Raw genomic sequence first — 21,023 nt, forward strand, 5'->3', positions numbered from 1 at the left:
GGATTGTGGTCCTTTCCAGTCCCGTCCGCGAGCGTAAGAAACGCGAGACCTGGCGTCTCGTGCACGCGGTCGCGCTGCGGCTGATGACCGAGCGCGGCTTCGACGCCGTGTCGGTCGACGACATCGTGGCCGCCGCCGGCATCTCCCGGCGCACGTTCTTCAACTACTTCGCGGGCAAGGAGTCGGTCGTCTTCGACCCGGACCCCGACGACCCCGCCCTCTGGGCCATGCTGCTGGCCGAGCGCCCGGCCGGCGAGCCGCTCTGGTCGTCGCTGCGCGAGGTCCTGATCGGCTACACCACGGCCGTGGCCGACCGGATGCTGCTGCAGCGCCGGGTCCGGCTCGCCTCGCCCGAGCTGGCCGGCTGCTCCCGGGAACTGGCCGACCAGTTCTGGGTCGCGGTCCGGGACTGGGCCGCCGGCCACGCCGACCTGGACAACCTGCGGCTCGACCTGACCATCAACGCCGCCCGCACGGTGCTGAACACCTCCTGCCCGCACTGGGACGCCGACACCGGCATCACCGGCCTGCACGAGCTGGTCCGCGCCGGTTTCGCCTTCGTCACCCCATCTCTTCCGGAACGGATCACCTCATGAGTCGCGTACCCCTGTCCGTGCTCGATCTCGCCACCGTCCGCGAGGGTCACGACAGCACCGACGCCCTGCGCGGGACCACCGAGATCGCCCAGGCCGCCGACGACCTCGGCTACTCGCGGTTCTGGGTCGCCGAGCACCACAACATGCCGGCCGTCGCGTCCACCTCGCCGCCGGTGCTGATCGCCCATCTCGCGGCGAACACCCGGCGGATCAAGGTCGGCTCCGGCGGCGTCATGCTGCCCAACCACATGCCGTTCGTGGTGGCCGAGCAGTTCGCGCTGCTGGAGGCCCTGCACCCGAACCGCATCGACCTCGGCATCGGCCGCGCGCCCGGCACCGACCAGGCCACGGCGGCCGCCCTGCGCGGGGTGTCGCCGCACCTGACCGTCGAGCAGTTCCCCGACCACCTCGGCATGGTGCTCGCGCTGCTCGGCGACGACCGGGTCGCCCCCGAGCGGATCGAGAGGCTGCGGGCGACGCCGGCCCCGACGACCTACCCCGAGGTGTGGATGCTCGGCTCGTCGACGTACGGCGCCCAGGTGGCGGCGGCGCTCGGGCTGCCGTTCTGTTACGCGTACCACTTCGCCATGAGTTCCGACGTGGACACCGCCGCCCGGCTGTACATCGACGGTTTCAAGCCGTCGCCGCGCTTCCCCGAGCCACACCTGATGGTCAGCGCCTCGGTGATCGCTGCCGAGACGCACGAGGAGGCGCAGTTCCTGGCCGGCCCCAGCCGGATCATGGCGCTGAGCCTGCGCACCGGCCGGCTCGGCCCGATCGTCTCGCCCGAGCAGGCCGCGACCCGCGAGCTGTCCGACCTCGACCGCCAGGTGCTCGACCAGCTCCCCGGCACCCAGTACGCGGGCACCGCCGAGGAAGTGGTGCAGGCGCTGGACGAGCTGGTCGAGCGGACCGCGGCCAAGGAGCTCATCCTGGCCGGCACGGTCTACGACCCGGCGACGCGGCGGGATTCGCTGGCTCGTATCGCGAAGGCGTGGGGCCTGCCGAATTAGGGATGCGCCGGGCTCCGGCGGGGCCGAGGATGACGGCATGGCCTGGCACATCACCAACAACGTGGACGAGTTCCTGAGCGGGGCGGGGGAGTTCCTGCGCGCCCGCCCGGTGGAGAACACCGTGCTGCTGACGATCACCGGGACGCTGCGGGACCGCGGGCCGCACGCCTTCGGCGACGGCGCGGCGGTGTTCGGCTGGTGTGGGGACGGGGCTTTTTTGCGTACGCCGCCGCGCGGTGCTCTGCTCTCCGAGATGTCCCCGGCGGCCGCCGCTGAGCTGGCCGTCAGCCTCGCCGGGACGGACCTGCCGGGCATCGCGGGGCCGGAGAAGGTGGTGGAGGCGTTCGCCACCGAATGGCAGCGCCTCACCGGCGTCGCCCCGCGGGTCACCGGCCGCCAGCGGTTGTACCGGCTCGCCGACCTGACCCCGCCCGACCCGTCGGCTCCCGGCGCCGGCCGGGTCGCCGAGGCCCGCGACCGCGACCTGCTGATCGACTGGATGATCGCGTTCCAGGAAGACCTCGGCGAGGATGCGGACCCCTCGGCCGAGTTCGTCGACGACAAGCTCTCGCACGGTGGCCTGCTGCTCTGGGAGGTCGACGGCCGCCCGGTCTCGATGGCCGGGATCACCAGGCCGGCCGCCGGCATGGTGCGGGTGCAGGCGGTCTACACGCCCCCCGAGCACCGCGCCCAGGGCTACGCGGGTGCCGCTACGGTGGCAGTCACCCGGGCCGCGCTGGCCGCCGGTGCCACCGACGTGGTCCTCTTCACGGACCTGGGCAACCCGACCAGCAACGCCCTCTACCAACGCCTCGGCTACACCCCGATCGAGGACCGCCGCACCGTGGAGTTCCCCGCATGAGCAGAGCCACCGTCCTGCAGGTCAACCTGGCCGTCCCCGAGAAGAGCGATGCCAAGAACGTCGGCATCACCGGCATCAACAAGCAGCCGGTCGACCACCCGGTCCCGGTGCGCGCCCCCGGCCCGAAACGGACCGGCCTGCACAGCGGCCTGGTCGGCGACCAGATCTTCGACATCGACAACCACGGCGGCGACGACCAGGCGGTCTACGCGTACGCCCGGGAGGACTACGACTGGTGGGAGCAGCAGCTCGGCCGCAGTCTGCCGGGCGGCATCTTCGGCGAGAACCTGACCACCGAAGGCCTCGACGTCAACGGCGCGGTCCTCGGCGAGACCTGGGCCATCGGCGACGAGCTGGTGCTGCAGACGACGTTCGGACGCATCCCGTGCGCGACGTTCCAGTGGAAGATGGGCGAGCCCCGCTGGGTGAAGCGGTTCGCGGCGGAACGCCGGCCGGGCGCGTACCTGCGGGTCGTGCGGCCGGGCGACGTCCGGGCCGGTGACGAGGTACGGATCCTGAACCGTCCCGCGCACGGGGTGACGATCGGCGACAGCTATCACGCGTGGATGCACGACTCGGGCCGGCTGCGGGAGTATCTGGAGCTCGACGACCTGCCCGAGGGTCTGCGGGCGGACATCCGCCGCAAGCTCAAGCTCTGATGGAGCCGCTCCAGGTGGCCGGCGTGGTCGTGGCCCACGTGGCGATGATCGCGCTGGTGGTTGTAGTGGTGGCGCTCGTCCGCCGCCGGCCGCGGCGCGACGACGACGCCCCGCCGGGCGAAGGTCCACGGCTCGGCAACCGACCGGACTGAAACTCGGCCCGGCAGACCGGGCCGGCTCGGCGGATCGGGCCGGCTCGGCGGATCGGGTCGGCTTGGCGGATCGGATCGGGTCGGCTTGGCGGATCGGGTCGGCTTGGCGGACCGGGTCTGGCTTGGCGGACCGGGCGGGGCTCGGCGGATTGGGCCGGGACTCGGCAGACTGGCCGGGTGGGTGACGCGCGGACGGTGCTGGACGAGGTCTGGCGAACCGACTCGGCCGGGATGCTCGGCGTGCTGGCCCGCCGCCTCGGCGACCTCGACCGGGCCGAGGAGGCCCTCCAGGACGCCGTCGCCGAGGCCCTGAACCGCTGGCCGGCCGACGGCGTACCGGACAACCCGGCCGGCTGGCTGGTCACCACTGCCTGGCGCAAGGCCGTCGACCGGCTCCGCCGCGAGGCCACCGGCCGCGACAAACTCGCCGCTCTGGCGAGCACCCCGCCACCGGAACCGACCGGCGACGACCGGCTCGCCCTGATCTTCGCCTGCTGCCATCCGGCGCTCGCCGAACCGGCCCAGCTCGCGCTGACCCTGAACGCGGTGGCCGGCCTGCCGGCGGAGACGATCGCCGCGGCGTTCCTGCTGCCGGCGACGACCATGGCGCAACGCCTGACCCGGGCGAAACGCCGGCTGCGGGACAGCGGCGTCCGCTTCGAGCCACCCCCGCCCCAGGAGTGCGCCGCCCGGCTGCCGGCCGTGCTCGCTGTCGTCTACCTGATCTACAACGAGGGCTACCTGGCCTCGTCCCGCGACGCTCACGAACGCCGCGACCTGGCCCGCGAAGGCCTGGAACTGGCCCGGCAGCTGAGCGTTCTGATGCCTGCCGAGCCGGAAGCGGCCGGCCTCGTCGCGCTGCTCGAACTCCACGAGGCCCGCTCCGGCACCCGCTTCGACGCCGAGGGGCGGCTGGTGCTGCTCGAGCACCAGGACCGGTCCCGCTGGGACCAAACCTTGATCCACACCGCGGTACGGCGGCTGGCCCGTGCGGCCGGTCACGATCGCCCCGGCCCGTACCAGCTGGAAGCGGCCATCGCCGCCCAGCATGCGGCGGCCCCGTCCTACGAGCACACCGACTGGATCGCGCTTCGCAAGCTCTACGACCACCTGCGGATCATGCGTCCGTCGCCGGTGGTCCTGCTGGGCCGGGCGGTCGCCACGAGCTATGTCGACGGTCCGGCGGTCGCGCTGGCCGAGGTGGACGACCTGGCGGACCGGCTCGCGGGCTACCGCCTCTGGCACGCGACCCGGGCCGACCTGCTGAGCCGGCTGGGCCGCGAACCGGAGGCGATCGAGGCGACACGCCGAGCCCTGGCCCTGGCCACGAACCCGGCCGAACGGGAACTGCTGGCGCGCCGCCTCGACGCCCTGGTGACTACTCCACGATCGGGCGAACCTCGATCCGGTCCCCGGCCGCGATGATGCCGGGCCAGGTGGCGGCCACGGCCACCGCGTCGTCGATGTCGTCGGCGTCCAGGTGGATGAACCCGCCGACGACCTCCTTCAGCTCCAGGAACGGCCCGTCGGTGACGGTCGGCTGCCCGTCGACGCCGGGACCGACGGTCTTGGCGGTGCTGGAGGGCTGCAGCTCAGCACCGCCCCGAACGACCTTGCCGGCGTCGTGCCACTTCTGCCACCAGGCGTTGACCTCATCGAGCAGGCCGGAAGCGGCGGCCGCCCCGAACCAGTGCGACTCGTCCCCGGTGATGATCATGACGTACCGCATGACAGTGCTCCTCTCGATAGGCGTATACCGTGATGACGAACGGCATGGCCCGTACCTCGACACCCCCTAGGCTGCCGCCATGCAAATCATCAAGGGCGCGGGGGTGTGGAGGTCGCCGGCGGGGGCGGCCAACGACTGGGTGGAACACCTGACGGTGCCGGATCTGTCGGTGGGGACGTACTGCATCCCGGCCGGGGGAGCCGACGACCAGAGCCCGCACACCGAGGACGAGATCTACGTGGTCACCGCCGGGCGGGCCACCATCGTCACCCCGGACGGCCGGGCCGAGGTGGGTGCGGGCGCGGTGATCTTCGTACCGGCGGGCGAGGAGCACCGCTTCGTGGACGTGACCGAAGACCTGGCCCTGCTGGTGATCTTCGGCCCGGCCTACGGCTCGCGCGCTGTCACCGACTGACTCGTGTTCCCGCCGTTCCCCTCAGAGTGGGTCGGGCCCAGGCCGCGTTGCCGGCCGGACCAGTAGATCCGCTGAGATGTCGGGCTCCCGGAGAGCCCGCCGGTCCCGGCCGGGAAGCATCCACCCGGCCGACACGACAAGCCGGGCAACCTCGATCGCGCCACGCGCCTGCAGATGCGTGTCGTCCGCCTCGAGAAAGTAGTCCTTGGTGGCCTCCGGCCCGAGCGAACTCCACAGGGCAAAGGAAAGAGCACTGAGATCGATCAGCGGCGTACGAGTGGCGGCGGCCAGGGCCCGCATGGCGTCGGGATATTCGCCGTGCGAAAGGTACGGGACGCCGTCCTTCGTGAAACGCCGCCGCTCAACCGGGGTGACCAGCACGGGAAGCGCCCGGGTGGCCCGGGCGCCGTCGATGTAGAGCTGCAGGTAGTCCTGAAAGGTCGTCCACGGATCGGTGTGCCGGGAGGGGTTCTCGGACTGGTCGCCGTGCCCGAAGGAAATGAGTAGTACGTCCCGGGGCCGGATGACCGCAAGAATCCTGTTGAGCCGCCCGGCGGCGGAGAAGCTCTTGGAACTGGACGCGGAAACCGCCTCGTTGACGACGAGCGTCTTGGGGTCGAGGAAGACAGGAAGAGCCTGCCCCCACCCGGCCCTCGGAACCTCCGTGACGGCGTACGACAAGGCCGTGGAATCACCCACCACATAGATCGTCCGCGGCTCCCGACCATCCGCTGCTGAGCTGGCCTTGGCCGGCGCGGCGAGGGCACCCACCCAACCCGCGGCTGCAGCACGAAGCAGCGTTCTACGACCGACACCCATACGGTCATCCGATCACAAAGCGGACGCCTAAGGCGTGTTTCGTAAGTCCGCTGAGGTCTGAAGTTGCGGCGTGGCGGTGATCGATAACTGAAGAGGTCTCCGGTATCTGGTTCTGCGACCAAGCAAGAACTTCATACCGGAGACCTCGTGGCCACCTTAGCGGTGACGAGGCGGCATGACCTGACCGACAGGCAGTGGGCGGTTCTGGCCCCGCTGCTGCCTGCCGCGTCGTCGACGGGTCGGCCGCCGAAGTGGGAGAAACGGCAGCTGATCGACGGGATCCGGTGGCGGATCCGGATAGGTGCCCCATGGCGTGACGTGCCAGCCGAGTACGCGCCCTGGCCAACGATCTACGGGTTGTTCCGCCGATGGCAGCGCGACGGGACCTGGGAGCGGATCCTGTCGGCGTTGCAAGCCGCTGGCGATGCTCAGGGCCGGATCGACTGGACGGTCAGCGTGGACTCGATGACCAGCCGCGCTCACCAGCACGCCGCCGGTGCCCGCACCGACGGACATCTGCAGAAGGAACCACCCGGCGGTGTCCACGACGAGCCGGCCGATCATGGACTCGGCCGTTCCCGTGGCGGGTTGACCACCAAAACGCATCTGGCCTGTGAACAGGGCCAGAAAGTCCTGTCGATGATCGTCACCGCCGGGCACCGCGGCGACAGCCCGCAGTTCATTCCGGTCCTGCGCCGTATCCGGGTGAGCCGGCTCGGTGTCGGCCGGGCCCGCTCGCGTCCGGTCCTGGTGTTGGCCGATAAGGCCTACACCAGCCGCGCCAACCGACGATATCTGCGCTCCCGCGGGATCAAAGCGTGCATCCCGAGCAAGACCGATCAGGACGCCCACCGCAAAGCCAAAGGCTCACGCGGCGGACGCCCGCCGAAGTTCGACCCGCAGCTCTACCGGCTGCGCCACGCCGTCGAGAACGGCATCGCCCGCCTCAAACGCCACCGTGGTGTTGCCACCCGCTACGACAAGTTAGCCGTCCGCTTCCAAGCCGTCCTGACCATCACCATGATCGGCGAGTGGTTATGAAACACGCCTTAGTCGATCACTTCCGGAGTCGTCCACCAGCCTCCAGCATGCGCCGGCGCGCTGATGGACCTTCTCAGCCGGGACGGGGTCCGCTCTCGGGCTCATCTTCGCCCGACCTGAAGAAGCCGAACCCCGCCAGGACGAGAACGCCGAAGCCTCCGACCTGAGCCATAGAGTCATCCTGCTGCGCCAGGGCAATGCACGTGACCAGCACCGCCGCGCGGAACGCGACCTCAGCGGCCCTTCTCAGTCCCGTGGACTCGTCGCCGAAGAGCGCGTTCCCGACGACCCAGTACCAACAGCCCATGACGATGCCGACGCTGACCAGCAGGCAGACACCAAGAAACCAACTGCCACTCTTGAACGCGCCTCCGATGTCCCGTCGACTAACGAAGTTGACCATTGCACTCCGGGCTTCGCGTGTGGAGGTGACCAGCTCACCGAGGATCCGCCTGGCTAACGACTGCCGACCGGCCCCGGCACGCATCTTGAGCGGGATTGACGCCCCGGTGTCTGCTCGCGACGACCCGGCTCCACGGGGCCTGACCTCAACGAGAACGGCCCCGGAGCGCGTTTCCGCAGCTCTCGAGGCCGTTCTGTGTGCCTGTGGCGGGTAGAGGATTCGAACCTCTGTAGCTTTCGCGACGGATTTACAGTCCGCCGACCAGCCGTTGACTACCCAGCGAAAACGTCCCCTACTCGGGCCTGGCCTACCTAGATCCGACACGAAGGCCCGTATGTTTCGCACGAGGTCGGAGGAGTAGGGCGCTGAGCAGAGGGTGCGTCTGCCGAGTTGTCCTGTTCCCCTCCCTGCTCAACCGTGCTTGGCTTGGCGGGAACGGTCCCCGGGGGTGAGACTCGCCCCTCTGCCCGGAAATGCTCGGTTCTCAACTAGGGTCATCCGGCTCCTGATCGGACATCGACTCCAAAAGATTCATAATCTCGATAGACTCGTCGCTACGTCCAAGATGTTCGAGAATCTCGGCTTTACTCCTCATGCTCCCGACAATGTATCGAGCGATTCCATCAGAGGACTGGTCACGGATTTGCCACAGGATTGATATCGACGCATCCGCAGCTTTCAACCCACCCGTCAGGTCCGCCGCCGACTTCGTCTGAAGATACGCGTAGGTACTGAGCGTCGCAGCAAGGATCTTCGCTGTTGCAGCATTGCCGTCATCGGATTGGCGCAAAATCTCTAGGGCTTCCTGCAGAAGGTCGTGCGCTTCGCTATAGGCGCCGCCCTCGATGTGCCGGGCGGCAACGCTCCTAATGGCTTCGGCCAAAGGTAGGCTGCTGTTGTAACCTAACATCAACAAACGCCTGTACGCCTCGACCATGTTTGTTGCCTCGCGAGTGGACTCCTCAAAATGACCCTCAAATGCTAGTGCATTTGCCTTCAAAGAGTAGGCGTCTGCGATGGCCCTGCCCGTGTCGATATCGCCGAACACTGGTCTCACCAAGAGAACCTTAAGCGCCTCGTCGGCGGCGTCAATTAGTTCAGTGTATTGCTCAAGTTCGTTTAGCCAGTCGGCGAATTTAAGATAGGATCTGACGAGATCCGCCAGATGAATATCCGGATACCTGTCTGCGGAATCTTTAAGCGCGTCCAGGGCTTCGCGCTTCGCATCGATCGCCTCGTCTCTGCGTCCAAGATCCCAAAGCTTGTTTGAGAGGTTGTTTAGCGACTTATAGAGGTCGACGCTGAAAGCGTCGCTGTTTGCCTCTGTCAATCTACGGAAATGCATCGCCGATTCGGCGATATATTCTATGGCCCTCTCCCTATCGTCGAGTTCCCATCTCAATCCACCGTGATTGTCCAATGACGCGGCCAGCTCCCATGCATAAGCATCGGTTTTGGGCACCCAGAGTCTACGGAAGATCCTCACTGCTTCGCTGGACGCCTCGACGGCACTGGGTAGGTCGTCACGATGATGATAAATTATTCCGACATTATCGAGTGATGCCGCGAGGTCGGCCAGGGTCCGGACTGCGTTGTTAGCGGCCAGCTTCCGACGGATAGAAATAGCTTCCAACGCCGCATCGAGAGCACCGTCTTCATCGTCAGTATTCAAGAGAGACATGGCCAGATTGTTCAGGGCTGAACCGATTCTGTCGTCGACGGATCCTGCGTCTAGCCGGTCCAGTAGGCGATATACAGCGAGTGCTACCTTGGCAGCCTGCGCAGACTCTTCGAATCGGTCGAGCTCAGCAAGCCGGCCACTTAGGTTCCCGAGTTCAGGTGCTGCTAGCAAAAGACTGGCGCCGTTCGAGTGTTCATCGAACACTGATAACATTTTAAGAGCTTCAAGGGTGAGTCGGAGCGCGCCATCTCGATTGCCAGCGTTTCCTAGTCTTTCACTCAGGTCGGTCGCAATCTGAGCGCGCTTAATAGGATCCAGGGTCGATGCTAGCCGCGACTCATACAGCGCGGTTCCGATGACTGCGCGAGCGGCGTCAAACTCAATGAGACGCTGACGAGGTAGGGCCTTATCGATCGCCTCAAGCAGGTCCGTGTCAATCTTCTCCAGACTCACGAGGCGGATCAAGCCGGCTCCACCAAGGCTCGACGCAATCGACGCATTAGATTTAAGCGTCGGGATCAAGACTCTCTCGGCTACGTGGTCCCATCGTCTTGAAGACTCGACCAGCACGGTCAGCATTCGCCGCAAGGCATCTTCGTCTCGGTCGCTGCTGGTTTCGACTAGCCGTCCAAGCGCCGAAGTTGTCCAAGGGTCAGAAAAGTCCTCAGTCGGTCCGCCTGGGATCTTCATCGCTATAAAGTCTTCTGCAATGCGGTCGGGATACAGCGGCTGCAGCACCAAGGTGGAGTCGAATGGAGGATAGCAGGAACGATGATCTTCTAGAATCAGATCGGCTGGCTCGGTGGGTGACGAAATGCCTGCACGGTCCATCATTGTGGCGCCTTCGCCGTGTGGTGTTGGGCCCACCAAGATGGCACCAAACACTGCGCGCGACATGGTGCTGAAGCGTATGGAGATTCGACTGGCAGATTTCAGCCTCTCCCAATATGCTTGCTCGCGATCGAACAGGAATGTGGAGATACCTGCAGACTGGGTTGGTGCGGACTCTTGGTCCATGGCAGCCAAGGCCGTTGCTAGCGCAGTCATATGAATCGACAAGATGGATTCATGCCGTACGTGCTCGAACTCTGAGTAGCCCGGAAGAGCGCCAATATTCGGAACCTCTAGGACTTCAGAAAATCTTTCGAGTGCCTTTTCGAATATTGGCCCAGTTCTGAAACTAGGATCATTCTTGGTGTCCAGGTGTATTTGAGACAGCGCCCATCCTTCTCGCTGAACCCTATGACGTAAGGGGTGCCACCAAGTCGAAGAACGCGCTAGAAGTAAGACTCGTACCTTACCTAGGAATTCGCGCTGAAGGTCCATGGTGAGCAACAGAAGGTCGTTCAGTGGCCAGCGCTCAGCATAGTCCACAACTATGAGAGTACCGCCGCTATTGGCGTGGAAGTCCTCATCGGCAGAGTCGTCGCGATACGGTGTCTCGGTGATGTGATGTGCCGCGCGGACGCTCCAATTCGCCGCCTCGGTTTGGATGAAGAACTCGTGCGCAAGCCGCGTTTTTCCCTGCCCGCCTCCACCATGCAAAAGACAAATCGACAAGCGACCCTCAGACTCGATCCACGCATTGAGGGCGAATATGTGACTATCGCGGCCCGCGAAGGGTACAACACGGTTTCGAGTCGCGAGCAATTGACTAGGCGGAAGATTCTTCAAGTTTGGCAGTGGGGAAAGAAATTTGCTTGTCAAGAAATATGGCGGGCTGGCATCGGCGCCGAAGTATTGCCGATCCGCGACGAATGCGTCTCGTGCGGCGTTGATGCTCCTATGACTTCCTGTCATTCGTTCCGCCTTGAATAGCCGTCATTCTCTGCTGTCGAGGTCGGGATCAGGCCCCTTGCTCGACTCATTCCGACTGTGTCCGAAAAACATCTTTTCGGCGGTGTATGCATCACGGCCGGCCTGCACGTTGAAGCTGTTCCTTGTGCCATGACCCGGGTCCGACGAATCTATGGGCTGTGACGATCTGGTTTGGAACCAGCTCAATACGCCGAATATTAAACCGGCGATGCCAAGAAGGACGGATGCTATAGAGCCGAAAACGCTAGACCACTTGTCCGCCTTGTCCAGCCCTTGTTGGCCCAGAAACCAGGCCCAACCTGCGAGTCCTGCGCTTAAGGAAAGGCAGGTGATAGCCAAGACGATCTTGACGCGCAGACTCATGCATCCATCTTGCCAGAACTCATGTTCGGTCGGGTCGCGCTCGCTGCCCTGGCAGCCGGGCGTCCTCGGTCTTCCAAGTAACCTGCCTGCAGGCAACAACTTGCACCTGCCTGCAGGAAAACCTGCCTGTGGTCGACCCAAAGCCGTGTCGATGCCACCGCCGGTGCGAACACTCCGATCGCACGTAAACGCCCTTATAGCCGAAGGCCCGGACCATCACTGCTGGTCCGGGCCTTGCCTTGACCACGCCGGACACTATGCGGTCATCTGGGTCGTCGCCGGGAAGCCGTTCCGGGACACGTTCGCCACTCGGGCACTGGCCGACAGCTTCCGGTCAAAGCTGGTGGTTGCCCAGCGAGAGGGTGTCGCCTTCGACGAGACGTGCGGCCTGCCCGAACCGATGGCCCGCACCCGAAACACCCGTTCGTGGTACGACCACGCGATCGCCTACGTCGACGTTAAGTGGCCGCGCGCCTCGGCTAAGCACCGCAAGGGCATCGCCGAGGCGCTAGCCACCGTCACCCCCGCTCTGCTGTCGACCAGTAGGGAAGTGCCGAGCGACAAGGCCATCCGCGCCGCCCTCTACGGCTGGTCGTTCAACAAGGCTCGCCGCGACGCCGGCGACCCGCCGGCCGAATTGGCGACCGCCGTCCGGTGGCTGGAGTCCAACACCGTCGACCTGTCCGCTCTGACCGACGCCGCCCTGATCAGGAAGGCCCTCGACGCCATCGCGCTCCGCATGAAGGACGGTGGCGCGGCCAGCCCATCCCTAGCAACTCCTACGGCAAGGCGTGGCGCGACGCCCGCGAGGCAACCCTCACGCCCGCGCAACTCCGGTCCCCTCTCGCGAAGCGGCCCTACGACCTGCGGCATGCCGCCGTGTCGCTCTGGCTGAACGCAGGCGTCCCTGCGACCCAAGTCGCCGAGTGGGCCGGGCCCAGCGTCCACGTCCTCATGCGGGTGTACGCAAAGTGCATCTACGGACAAGACGAAACGGCCTAACGCCGTGTCGAAGCGGCGCTGGCCGTACCTATAAGTGCCAGCAGAAGTGAGGGGGACGGCAGTGCGAACGGAGAAGGCAACTAGCTTGAAGGCTTACTCCTCACGGCCATGCACACGTGCTGGCGCCGGAAGTCGGCGGGTTGTTCTTGCATACTTCGCGCGTGTTCGCGTGCAGAGGATGCACTGCAACGGCTACAGTCGGCGTCACAACGGAGTGTTTGACATGTGAGACACCCCGGATGCGTCCGGTCGGGAAATAAGCGAGGGACCGCGGTGGCAGCCGCGGCCCCTCATGAGAATCGACCAGACGCTAGCGCTCGCGGCGCGACATGCGAATCACAAGAGCGAGGGCCTGCGCGACCTGCGCGGCGCCCTCGTTCTGCTTGTACGCGAAGTACAGAGCACCAAGTTCGGTGACGCCCTGCAGAACCCTCCAGAAGTTGTCCGGCGGTTCCTGCTGGACTCCCTGCTTCGGGTCGTCCTTGTGATCCTGCGTGTGGTCTTTCTCTGCGTCGCCTTCCATGCGACCCCCGCCTTCGAGTTCCCGGGAGAGCCGGGATCTCTGGCGCACCAATCGGTGAGCCAGGGGTTGCTCACCGATTGAGTGCGGTGGGCAGCATGCCAACGATGCAGACACAAACGTTAGGGCTTCCGGTCAGCGTTGCGAGGGAGGCACGCCGACATGGCAGTAGGTAGTTTCCATCGCCAACCGGCTGTGTCCGGTGGTCGGATGGTGGGGACGCCCTTAAGGTGCCGACACGTATGCGACACGACCAGTGAGATCAAGCGGTCCCGAGTGAGACGCAATGAGACTGACGAAGAAGGCCCCTCCCGGCTGTTTCAGCTGGTGAGGGGCCTTCTTGTGCCTGTGGTGGCGGGTAGAGGATTCGAACCTCTGTAGCTTTCGCGACGGATTTACAGTCCGCTCCCATTGGCCGCTCGGGCAACCCGCCTGGGCATGCCGCCGCGGTCCCCCGCAGCGACGAAGAACAGGATAGCCATACCGACGGCGGGATTCACAACCGGGTACGGTCGGCATGTCGGGGGCCCGTCGCGGCCTTCCGCGGACATCGATACGTGGCCCACCAGCAGGAGTCTGATCATGGCAGCCAGCCCGTCGTTCGACATCGTCAGCAAGGTCGACGGCCAGGAGGTCGACAACGCCTTCCACCAGGCGGAGAAGGAGCTCGGGACCCGGTTCGACTTCCGGGGGACCGGCACCGTCATCGCCAAGTCGGGGGAGAACGGCGTCACCATCACCTCCGAGACCGAGGAGCGGGCCGTCGCCGCGCTCGACGTCTACAAGGAGAAGCTGGTCAAGCGGAACATCTCCTTGAAGTCTCTCGAGGCCGGCGACCCGCGGCAGTCCGGGAAGACGTACAAGATCGACTGCAAGGTCATCGAGGGGATCGAGACCGACAAGGCCAAGGCGATCAGCAAGAAGATCCGGGACGAGGGTCCCAAGGGCGTGCAGGCGCAGATCCAGGGCGACCAGCTCCGGGTCACCGGCAAGAAGCGGGACGACCTGCAGGCCGTCATCGCCCTGCTCAAGGCCGAGGACTTCGGCGTCGCGCTGCAGTTCACGAACTACCGGTAAGCGCGCCGGCGGCGGCGCAGACTGAGGGCCATGAACCTTGGTACGGCGACGCTCCTCGTCGGCGGCGTGATCGGGCTCGTCCTGGCCCTGTTCGGGGTCAGGATGCTGGTCACCGGCCGCGCACCCGCCAGCACGGCGCGAAACTTCCCCGGCGTGCGCGCCGCCGCCCTGTACCACCTGCTCTTCGGCCTGGCCCTGCTCCTCATGGTGTTGGGGCAGGCCCTGTTCACCGGCTCTGCGAGACTCGCCGCGACCGTGCTGGCCGTCGCCCTGGTCGCCGTCGCCCTGGTGCGTTTCCGGCCACGCAGGCACAGGTCCGCGGACGGCCCAAGTAAGTAGGCCCGCGGACGGCCAAGGTAAGTCAAGTAAGTAAGGAGTCAACGTGATCGATCCGGTCGTCGACCAGGCGTGGGTGCGGGAGCAGGGCGGCCGGGTCGTCCTCGCCGACGTCCGCTGGTATCTGGACGGCCGGTCGGGGCGCGCCGCGTACGACTCCGGGCACCTGCCGGGCGCGGTCTTCATCGATTTGGATCGCTGGCTGGCCCGGCACGCCTCGCCGGCCGAGGGCCGGCATCCGCTGCCGGATCCCGAGGTCTTCGCGGCGGGCATGGCCGCGGCGGGCATCGGCGACGACGACACGGTGATCGGGTACGACGACGCAGGCGGTGTCATCGCGGCGCGACTGGTCTGGATGCTGCGCGCCACCGGGCACGAGGCTGCGCTGCTCGACGGCGGGCTGACCGCGTACCGGGGTGAACTGGTCCGTGATGAGCCGGACCGGCCGCCGGCGGTCTTCACGCCGCGGCCCTGGCCGGCCGACCGCCTGGCCGGCATCGACGACGCGGCCGCGGGCTCGTCCGTGGTTCTCGACGCGCGCGACGCGGCGCGGTTCCGGGGTGACACCGAGCCGGTCGATCCGCGGCCGGGTCACATCCCGGGCGCTCGGAATCTGCCGTGCCGGGAGAATCTCGGCGCCGACGGCCGCTTCCTGCCTGTCGTTCAGCTCCGCGAGCGGTTCGCTGCCGTGGGGGTGGGGGAGGGCGCGGACGTCGTCTCCTACTGCGGCTCAGGTGTGACCGCCTGCCACAACCTGCTCGCCCTGGAGCACGCCGGCCTCGGCGTGGGCCGGCTTTACCCCGGCTCGTGGTCGCAGTACAGCGCGACCGACCGCCCGGCCGCGACGGGCGACTACGCGTAGGCCGCCGGCTCTGCAAGCGGCGGGGCCGGACGCGCTCCTAGTCCGGGCGCCCGGCCAGCCCACGGGCGTCGGAGGCCTGGTCCGGATCCAACCCCTCGAAGCCGGTCAGCTCATGCTGACGCGCCTGCTCCTCGATCCACCGGTTGTGCGCCTCCCACGCGGCCTGCTTACTCGTGCCGAGCGCGGCCCCGATCTGATTCCACGAAGCCCCACTGCCCCGCGCGGACCGCACCATCGCCTGCCGTCCATAGCCGGCCTTGCGGATGACCACCTCACTGAGGGCCAGCAACTCCAGCGCTTCCTCGCGGGACAGCGACGGGTTGTCGGCGTCCGCCGTCATCGCCGCGAGGGCATCCCGCATCCTCAGCTCGTCGTAACGCGTTGTGGCGGTGGAGAGCGTGTGCTGTTGCTCCAGTTCGTCGGGAGTAGTCATGAATCGCAGTCTTCCGTCAGGTTTCCCTGACGTCAAGCTGGCCTGACAAACCGAAGTGAATTGCGCTCACTTCTCGCGATAAATCGGGCCCAAAGGTCTCAATTTTGTGTGCCCTAACTTCATGAACACCTCAGCCGTTCAGTCAAGATTTCGGGATGTGCGGTTCCGACCCGCCGTTCGGCGGTGTCTGACGTACTCAGCGTGTGGCACCATCATGGAACCCCACCCCGAACTGACACCTTCAATACAGGAGCCATAGATGTCCGCAAAGAAGCTCGGCCGCTTCACCGCCGGCTTGTTCGTGGCCCTCGGTCTGGCGTTCGGCGGCTCGCTCTTCGCGAGCGCGGGCGGCAGTGGTGCGGTGCCCGTTGCCGCCGACACGGCGACTATCGGTGCTGCCGCGGCGCAGATGGACTTTGAGTGGGGCTGAGCGGGCCGAGGGCAGTGATGGTCCTCGCACCGCGTATGGGGTACACCGAGCGGTAGGGGCGTGGAATGGCAGGGCGGCAGTCCCCACCGCGACGATCTCCTGAGTACGTCTGGCTGATCACCGGCACCCTGACGATCATCACCGTGGTCTTCAGCGTGATCCTGGCCCACCAGCACTCCGGGTGGTACAGAGAATGGCCGGCGGCCCTCATGGCGCTGCCGTTCTTCGTCCTGGTGGGAATCGGCTACCGATACGTCCTGATCCGGCGGCACGGCTTCGTGCTGAACCTGATCGAGATCCCGCTCGTTCTCGGCTTCTACTTCGCGCCCGCCGTTCTCGTGGTGGTCGTGAGCGCCCTCGCGATGCTCATCAAAGAGCTGCGTCGTAATGCCGCACCGGACAAGTTGGCCTTCAACGTCGCGCGCGCCAGCGCCGGCGCGGCCAGCGGTGGCATAGCGCTGGCGATCCTGCCGCCCTTCGAGGGCACCGGCCCGGTCACGTGGGTCGTGCTGGGCATCGCGGTCACGATCAACACGCTGGTCAGCCTCTTCGCCGTGGTCGCCGTAATGGTGACCGTGGAGAGTCTGCAGGCGGGCCTGGAGATGCTGCGGGTCTCCTGGCTCGGGCTGCTGGCCGCCGAGGTCTGCATCGTCATCGGCCTGGTCTTCGTCATCGCCCTGGACACCACCTGGTGGTCGGCGATCCTGCTGTTCGTGATCGCCGGCGTGCTCACCCTGGCGTACACCTCCTACTCGGACTTCCTGCGCCAGCACCACACGCTCGCCGAGCTCTACGAGCTCGCCAACGCCGTGGTCGAGTCCGGTCAGGACGTCACGCTGGTCGACTCGCTCCTGGTCCGGGCCCGGGCGCTGATGCAGTCCGAGTTCGCGACGATACGGCTGCCGGCCAGCGGTCGCCATCCGGAGGTCATGCTCACCTCGAAGATCGAGGCACAGGGCCTGCTCGACGTCAGCAACACGCCGCTCGAGGTGATCCAGCGGGCGACCGCCGAGCGCCGCAGCGTCGCCGTCGGGCCGAAGATCGACGCGGACCGTGACCTCCTGCCTGTCCTGCGCGCCGCCAAGGTAAAGGACTGCATCGTGGTCCCGCTGCGCTCGGGGCAGGCGGTGATCGGCACCCTCGAGGTCATCAACCGGCTCGGTGACCTGAAGAACTTCACCCTCAGCGACGTACAGGTGGTCGAGACGATCGCCGCGCACGCCGCCGCCGCGGTCGAGAATTCTCGCCTCGTCGAGCGGCTGCGCTACGACGCGTACCACGACCGGTTGACGTCGCTGCCCAACCGCCGGCGGATCACCGACGCGCTCACCGAGTCCGTCAAGATCCGTACCCCCGGTGAGGTGGTGGCGGTCATCCTCTTCGACGTCGACGGGCTGCGTGACGTCAACGAGTCGATGGGTCACGACGCCGGCGACAAGCTGCTCACCGAGGTCGCCGTACGGCTGCGCAAGATCGCCGGCGCGGGTGCGCTCGTCGGGCGGATCGGCGGTGACGAGTTCGTGGTCACGCTGCGGGCGGAAAGCACCGAGGAGACCGTACGGCTGGCCACCGAGATGCGGGAGCAGCTCCGCGGCCCGATGGCCGTCGGCACGCTCACGCTCGACGTGGACACCGCCGCGGGCGTGGCCGTGCAGCCGGACCACGGCGACGACCCGGACGCTCTGCTGCGCCGCGCCGAGCTGGCTGCCAACGCGGCCAAGGCGCTGCCGTACGGCGTCCAGCTCTTCCACCCCGCGCTGGAGTCCCGGGCCGTGCGCCGCCTGGGCCTGGCCGCCGATCTGCGCCGGGCTCTGGACTCCGGCGAGCTCGAGGTGCACTTCCAGCCGAAGGTCACCATCCAGGACCGGCACCTGATCGGGGTCGAGTGCCTGGCCCGCTGGCAGCACCCGGCCCACGGGGAGGTCTCCCCAGAGGACTTCGTCGCGGTCGCCGAGCACACCGGTCAGTTGCACCGCCTGACCGAGGTGGTGCTCACCGCGGGCCTGCGGCACTGCCGGGAGTGGGCGGACGCCGGCCGGCCGCTCTCCATCGCGGTGAACCTGTCCGCGCGCACCCTGCTGGACCCGCGCTTCCCCGACCAGGTGCACGAGCTGCTCAAGCAATACCGGGTGCCGCCGCAGCAGGTGACCTTCGAGATCTCCGAGCCCAGCATGCTCGGCGAGATCGAACGGGCCCTGCCGACCCTGTACAGGTTGCGCGACCTCGGTGTGCGGCTCTCGGTCGACGACTTCGGCACGGGCGCCTCCTCGCTGTCCTACCTGCGTCAGCTGCCGGTGCACGAGGTGAAGATCGACGACAGTTTCGTGCAGGGCATGGCGACGGACTCCGGGGATCTGGCGATCGTCCGGGCGGTGGTCGGGCTGTCCCGCGAGTTCGGGCTCACCGTGGTCGCCGAGGGCGTGGAGAGCGAGCTCACCTTCGATCTGCTGGCCGAGATGGGCTGTGAGATCGGGCAGGGCTACTTCTTCAGCCGGCCGCTGCCGGTGGAGCGGCTGAACACCTGGCTCAGCGCCCAGACCGAGCCCGAGGAGACACCGACCGGCGAGGTGCGGCGTTTGCGGGCCGTCGGATGACAGGCCGCTGACCAGCGCTTTCGCCACACCGGGGAGGCGATTTCACCTGGGCTGGCCAGCCGTGTAAGCTTCTGTCTGCGCATCACGCGAGAGATCGCGCGCGCCCCCTTAGCTCAGTCGGCAGAGCGTCTCCATGGTAAGGAGAAGGTCTACGGTTCGATTCCGTAAGGGGGCTCCAACCGGGTTCGTCCTTCGCCCTCGCCAAGATCGGTGAGGGCGTTCGATCGTGAGCCTGGCGCGGCGGTGTAGCTCAGATGGCAGAGCAAGCGGCTCATAATCGCTGTGTCGCCGGTTCAAGTCCGGCCACCGCTACTCATCCGGGACCCCGTCCCGGATGCCGTACGAACCCGGGCATCCGTCCGCCGGTTTTGCATGTCCGCGTGACTAGCGTCTACGCTGGTATGTCGTATGTGAATCCCGTTAGCAGGAAGGCACCCCGCCGTGGCCAAGGCGACCGACGTCCGTCCCAAGATCACCTTGGCGTGTACGGAGTGCAAGGAGCGGAACTACATCACCCGTAAGAACCGCCGCAACGACCCGGACCGCATCGAGCTGAAGAAGTTCTGCCCCCGGGACGGCAAGCACACCCTGCACCGCGAGACCCGCTGATCTTTCGTACGACGGCGTGGCGGTGACCCTCCGGGGTCGCCGCCACTTCTGTTTACCCGGGCCGTGACGGGCAGGTAGTTTCGCCTCATGCCCCTCGACCAGTCCTTCGTAGGCCGCAGCTGGCCGGCCACCGCGCCCTATCTCGTGGGCCGCGAGAAGATCCGCGAGTTCGCCGCCGCGATCGGTGCCACCGACGCCGAGTATCACGACCCGGAGGCTGCTCGCGCGGCCGGCTATCCCGACGTGGTGGCGCCGCCCACCTTCCCGGTCGTGATCACCATGGCGGCCAGCCGGCAGATCGTCGCGGACCCGGCCCTCGGCCTGGACTACAGCCGGGTGGTGCACGGCGACCAGAAGTTCGCCTACACCCGTCCGGTGGTGGCCGGCGATTCCCTCGTCTGTGTGAACACGGTGGACGAGATCACCTCGCGGGGCGGCCACGACTTCCTGACCACCCGCACCGAGGTCACCACCGAGGCCGGCGAGCCCGTCGTCACGGTCTGGTCCAAGCTCGTCCAGCGCGGGGAGAACTGATCATGACGGACACGCTGCCCACCCAGACGTTCACGGTCACCCGGCTCGACCTGGTCCGCTACTGCGGCGCCTCCGGCGACTTCAACACAATCCACTGGAGCGACCGGATCGCGAAGAGTGTCGGGCTGCCCGGCGTCATCGCCCACGGGATGTACACGATGGCTCTAGCCGGCCGCGCGGTCACCGCGTGGGCCGGTGCGCCCGACGCGGTCGTCGAGTTCGGCGTGCGGTTCAGCCGCCCGGTGCCGGTGCCGGACACCGACGAGGGCACCGAAGTGGTGATCAGCGGGGTGATCAAGGAGGTCACCGACGACGGGCTGACCAAGCTGGAACTGACCGCGACCTGCGGTGGCGACAAGGTGCTGTCGCTCGCGAGGGCCACCATCCGCAAGAGGTAGGCCCGGGTTGGGAATCACGCGGACCTACCCGTACACTGGTCCGCCGTGGGGTAGTGAACCCTGCCTTTCGCGCTGCGACGGGCAGGATGCCTCACAAAGGGGTGTAGCTCAATTGGCAGAGCAGCGGTCTCCAAAACCGCAGGCTGCAGGTTCAAGTCCTGTCACCCCTGCGCACCGATCGGCCCAGTAACCGGACCGGCCCCATGGCCGGTTCGCCCGGCGGCGGGCGGCCGGCTTGACCGACCGCCGCATACGGCGCCGATGCGACATCCCATCGACGACGGAAGAGGGCGGAAGTGGCCGAGAGGAAGCGACCCGGTGACGACGCTGCAGGCGACCGCCCCGAGGACGAGGCCTACACCGACAGCGACGTCCAGGACGACGCCGTCGAGGCAGCCGACGAGTCCGAGAGCCGTGGCGGCGACAAGGCCGAGTCCGGCAGCGTGTCGACCAAGCGTGAGGGCCGGCGCGGTGGCAACCGCATCGGCGGTTTCTTCCGCGAGGTCGTCAGCGAGCTGCGTAAGGTCATCTGGCCGACCCGCAAGGAACTGCTGACCTACACGGGCGTCGTGATCGCCTTCGTCACCGTGATGACCACCATCGTGGCGCTCCTGGATTACGGGTTCGGCAAGGCCATCCTGGCGACGTTCGGCAACTGAAGCTGAGAGTTACGGAAG

General features: G+C 66.8%; 25 protein-coding genes, 5 tRNA genes and 1 pseudogene. 22 read left to right on the forward strand and 9 right to left on the reverse strand.

Annotation, left to right across the window (positions count from 1 at the left end):
* Positions 1-5 precede the first annotated feature (5 nt).
* The 6 genes from ACQP2Y_RS04285 (at position 6) to ACQP2Y_RS04310 (ending at position 4,707) form a co-directional block, all read left to right on the forward strand.
* Positions 6-596: a TetR family transcriptional regulator gene (locus tag ACQP2Y_RS04285; RefSeq protein ID WP_433724790.1), complete on the forward strand. Its 591-nt coding sequence runs from the start codon at positions 6-8 to the stop codon at positions 594-596.
* Positions 593-1,609 carry an LLM class flavin-dependent oxidoreductase gene (locus ACQP2Y_RS04290; protein ID WP_433724792.1) on the forward strand — a complete coding sequence of 339 codons (1,017 nt, stop codon included), beginning with the start codon at positions 593-595 and terminating at the stop codon, positions 1,607-1,609. Before ACQP2Y_RS04285 ends, ACQP2Y_RS04290 begins: the two co-directional genes overlap by 4 nt.
* A 37-nt stretch (positions 1,610-1,646) precedes the next feature.
* Positions 1,647-2,471 carry a GNAT family N-acetyltransferase gene (locus ACQP2Y_RS04295; protein WP_433724794.1) on the forward strand — a complete coding sequence of 275 codons (825 nt, stop codon included), beginning with the start codon at positions 1,647-1,649 and terminating at the stop codon, positions 2,469-2,471.
* Positions 2,468-3,130 carry an MOSC domain-containing protein gene (locus tag ACQP2Y_RS04300; protein ID WP_433724796.1) on the forward strand — a complete coding sequence of 221 codons (663 nt, stop codon included), beginning with the start codon at positions 2,468-2,470 and terminating at the stop codon, positions 3,128-3,130. The genes ACQP2Y_RS04295 and ACQP2Y_RS04300 overlap by 4 nt, the downstream gene beginning before the upstream one ends.
* Positions 3,130-3,282, forward strand: coding sequence for a hypothetical protein (locus tag ACQP2Y_RS04305; protein WP_433724798.1), 153 nt, complete (start codon positions 3,130-3,132; stop codon positions 3,280-3,282). The genes ACQP2Y_RS04300 and ACQP2Y_RS04305 overlap by 1 nt, the downstream gene beginning before the upstream one ends.
* 177 nt (positions 3,283-3,459) lie before the next feature.
* Complete coding sequence (locus ACQP2Y_RS04310; RefSeq protein ID WP_433724800.1) at positions 3,460-4,707, forward strand: RNA polymerase sigma factor; 1,248 nt, start codon at positions 3,460-3,462, stop codon at positions 4,705-4,707.
* Here ACQP2Y_RS04310 and ACQP2Y_RS04315 read toward each other — a convergent pair.
* Positions 4,661-5,011: a YciI family protein gene (locus ACQP2Y_RS04315; RefSeq protein ID WP_433724802.1), complete on the reverse strand. Its 351-nt coding sequence runs from the start codon at positions 5,009-5,011 to the stop codon at positions 4,661-4,663. The genes ACQP2Y_RS04310 and ACQP2Y_RS04315 overlap by 47 nt on opposite strands.
* A gap of 79 nt (positions 5,012-5,090) precedes the next feature.
* Here ACQP2Y_RS04315 and ACQP2Y_RS04320 point away from each other — a divergent pair, with 79 nt between their 5' ends.
* Positions 5,091-5,426 carry a cupin domain-containing protein gene (locus ACQP2Y_RS04320; RefSeq protein WP_433724804.1) on the forward strand — a complete coding sequence of 112 codons (336 nt, stop codon included), beginning with the start codon at positions 5,091-5,093 and terminating at the stop codon, positions 5,424-5,426.
* Between the two features lie 21 nt (positions 5,427-5,447).
* Here ACQP2Y_RS04320 and ACQP2Y_RS04325 read toward each other — a convergent pair whose 3' ends face one another.
* Complete coding sequence (locus ACQP2Y_RS04325; protein WP_433724806.1) at positions 5,448-6,197, reverse strand: rhamnogalacturonan acetylesterase; 750 nt, start codon at positions 6,195-6,197, stop codon at positions 5,448-5,450.
* Between the two features lie 195 nt (positions 6,198-6,392).
* Here ACQP2Y_RS04325 and ACQP2Y_RS04330 point away from each other — a divergent pair, with 195 nt between their 5' ends.
* Positions 6,393-7,286 (forward strand): IS5 family transposase, encoded by an 894-nt coding sequence (locus ACQP2Y_RS04330; protein WP_433724808.1) that lies wholly within the window; start codon positions 6,393-6,395, stop codon positions 7,284-7,286.
* A 73-nt stretch (positions 7,287-7,359) separates the two neighbouring features.
* Here ACQP2Y_RS04330 and ACQP2Y_RS04335 read toward each other — a convergent pair whose 3' ends face one another.
* The 3 genes from ACQP2Y_RS04335 to ACQP2Y_RS04345 all read right to left on the reverse strand — a co-directional run bounded on the left by ACQP2Y_RS04335 (position 7,360) and on the right by ACQP2Y_RS04345 (position 10,744).
* Positions 7,360-7,689 (reverse strand): hypothetical protein, encoded by a 330-nt coding sequence (locus ACQP2Y_RS04335; RefSeq protein WP_433724810.1) that lies wholly within the window; start codon positions 7,687-7,689, stop codon positions 7,360-7,362.
* A 204-nt stretch (positions 7,690-7,893) separates the two neighbouring features.
* A tRNA-Tyr gene (locus ACQP2Y_RS04340) sits at positions 7,894-7,967 on the reverse strand.
* 206 nt (positions 7,968-8,173) lie between these two features.
* A complete protein-coding gene (locus tag ACQP2Y_RS04345; protein WP_433724812.1) occupies positions 8,174-10,744 on the reverse strand; it encodes a tetratricopeptide repeat protein in 2,571 nt (856 codons plus the stop codon).
* Between the two features lie 27 nt (positions 10,745-10,771).
* Here ACQP2Y_RS04345 and ACQP2Y_RS04350 point away from each other — a divergent pair, with 27 nt between their 5' ends.
* Positions 10,772-11,188, forward strand: a complete 417-nt coding sequence (locus ACQP2Y_RS04350) for a hypothetical protein (protein ID WP_433724814.1) — start codon at positions 10,772-10,774, stop codon at positions 11,186-11,188.
* Positions 11,189-11,191: 3 nt separating this feature from the next.
* Here ACQP2Y_RS04350 and ACQP2Y_RS04355 read toward each other — a convergent pair whose 3' ends face one another.
* Complete coding sequence (locus tag ACQP2Y_RS04355; protein ID WP_433724816.1) at positions 11,192-11,551, reverse strand: hypothetical protein; 360 nt, start codon at positions 11,549-11,551, stop codon at positions 11,192-11,194.
* A gap of 256 nt (positions 11,552-11,807) precedes the next feature.
* On the opposite strand from ACQP2Y_RS04355, the pseudogene ACQP2Y_RS04360 reads away from it, so the two are divergent.
* Positions 11,808-12,637: pseudogene (locus tag ACQP2Y_RS04360) on the forward strand (integrase); the annotation flags it as partial.
* A gap of 226 nt (positions 12,638-12,863) precedes the next feature.
* Here the strand turns inward: ACQP2Y_RS04360 and ACQP2Y_RS04365 are convergent.
* Positions 12,864-13,076 carry a hypothetical protein gene (locus ACQP2Y_RS04365; RefSeq protein WP_433724818.1) on the reverse strand — a complete coding sequence of 71 codons (213 nt, stop codon included), beginning with the start codon at positions 13,074-13,076 and terminating at the stop codon, positions 12,864-12,866.
* Positions 13,077-13,422: 346 nt separating this feature from the next.
* Positions 13,423-13,506 (reverse strand) — tRNA-Tyr (locus ACQP2Y_RS04370).
* A 149-nt stretch (positions 13,507-13,655) separates the two neighbouring features.
* Here ACQP2Y_RS04370 and ACQP2Y_RS04375 point away from each other — a divergent pair.
* From ACQP2Y_RS04375 to ACQP2Y_RS04385, 3 genes are read left to right on the forward strand one after another with little or no spacing between them, the layout of a single operon-like run.
* On the forward strand, positions 13,656-14,150 hold the full coding sequence (locus ACQP2Y_RS04375) for a YajQ family cyclic di-GMP-binding protein (RefSeq protein ID WP_360833289.1): 495 nt from the start codon (positions 13,656-13,658) through the stop codon (positions 14,148-14,150).
* A 30-nt stretch (positions 14,151-14,180) separates the two neighbouring features.
* On the forward strand, positions 14,181-14,489 hold the full coding sequence (locus ACQP2Y_RS04380; RefSeq protein ID WP_433724820.1) for a hypothetical protein: 309 nt from the start codon (positions 14,181-14,183) through the stop codon (positions 14,487-14,489).
* 43 nt (positions 14,490-14,532) lie between these two features.
* Complete coding sequence (locus ACQP2Y_RS04385) at positions 14,533-15,348, forward strand: sulfurtransferase (protein ID WP_433724822.1); 816 nt, start codon at positions 14,533-14,535, stop codon at positions 15,346-15,348.
* Between the two features lie 37 nt (positions 15,349-15,385).
* Here the strand turns inward: ACQP2Y_RS04385 and ACQP2Y_RS04390 are convergent, their stop codons facing one another.
* A complete protein-coding gene (locus tag ACQP2Y_RS04390; RefSeq protein ID WP_433724824.1) occupies positions 15,386-15,781 on the reverse strand; it encodes a hypothetical protein in 396 nt (131 codons plus the stop codon).
* Between the two features lie 259 nt (positions 15,782-16,040).
* Between ACQP2Y_RS04390 and ACQP2Y_RS04395 the strand changes: the two genes are divergently transcribed.
* The 9 genes from ACQP2Y_RS04395 to secE all read left to right on the forward strand — a co-directional run bounded on the left by ACQP2Y_RS04395 (position 16,041) and on the right by secE (position 21,005).
* Positions 16,041-16,211 carry a hypothetical protein gene (locus ACQP2Y_RS04395; RefSeq protein ID WP_433724826.1) on the forward strand — a complete coding sequence of 57 codons (171 nt, stop codon included), beginning with the start codon at positions 16,041-16,043 and terminating at the stop codon, positions 16,209-16,211.
* Between the two features lie 65 nt (positions 16,212-16,276).
* Positions 16,277-18,805 (forward strand): EAL domain-containing protein, encoded by a 2,529-nt coding sequence (locus ACQP2Y_RS04400; protein ID WP_433724828.1) that lies wholly within the window; start codon positions 16,277-16,279, stop codon positions 18,803-18,805.
* Positions 18,806-18,907: 102 nt separating this feature from the next.
* Positions 18,908-18,983 (forward strand) — tRNA-Thr (locus ACQP2Y_RS04405).
* Between the two features lie 61 nt (positions 18,984-19,044).
* Positions 19,045-19,117, forward strand: a tRNA-Met gene (locus tag ACQP2Y_RS04410).
* 129 nt (positions 19,118-19,246) lie between these two features.
* The gene (rpmG, locus tag ACQP2Y_RS04415) at positions 19,247-19,414 is read left to right on the forward strand and encodes a 50S ribosomal protein L33 (protein WP_067495822.1); all 168 of its coding nucleotides are present in this window, start codon (positions 19,247-19,249) and stop codon (positions 19,412-19,414) included.
* Positions 19,415-19,501: 87 nt separating this feature from the next.
* Positions 19,502-19,948 (forward strand): MaoC family dehydratase N-terminal domain-containing protein, encoded by a 447-nt coding sequence (locus ACQP2Y_RS04420; protein ID WP_360551777.1) that lies wholly within the window; start codon positions 19,502-19,504, stop codon positions 19,946-19,948.
* Between the two features lie 2 nt (positions 19,949-19,950).
* The gene (locus ACQP2Y_RS04425) at positions 19,951-20,346 is read left to right on the forward strand and encodes a MaoC family dehydratase (RefSeq protein ID WP_433724830.1); all 396 of its coding nucleotides are present in this window, start codon (positions 19,951-19,953) and stop codon (positions 20,344-20,346) included.
* 97 nt (positions 20,347-20,443) lie between these two features.
* Positions 20,444-20,516: transfer RNA gene (locus ACQP2Y_RS04430), tRNA-Trp, on the forward strand.
* A gap of 126 nt (positions 20,517-20,642) precedes the next feature.
* Entirely contained in the window at positions 20,643-21,005 is a 363-nt protein-coding gene (gene secE, locus ACQP2Y_RS04435; RefSeq protein WP_433724832.1) for a preprotein translocase subunit SecE, read from the forward strand.
* Positions 21,006-21,023: the final 18 nt, after the last annotated feature.

The organism is Actinoplanes sp. CA-051413, assembly GCF_050955795.1.
Taxonomy (GTDB): Bacteria; Actinomycetota; Actinomycetes; order Mycobacteriales; family Micromonosporaceae; genus Actinoplanes.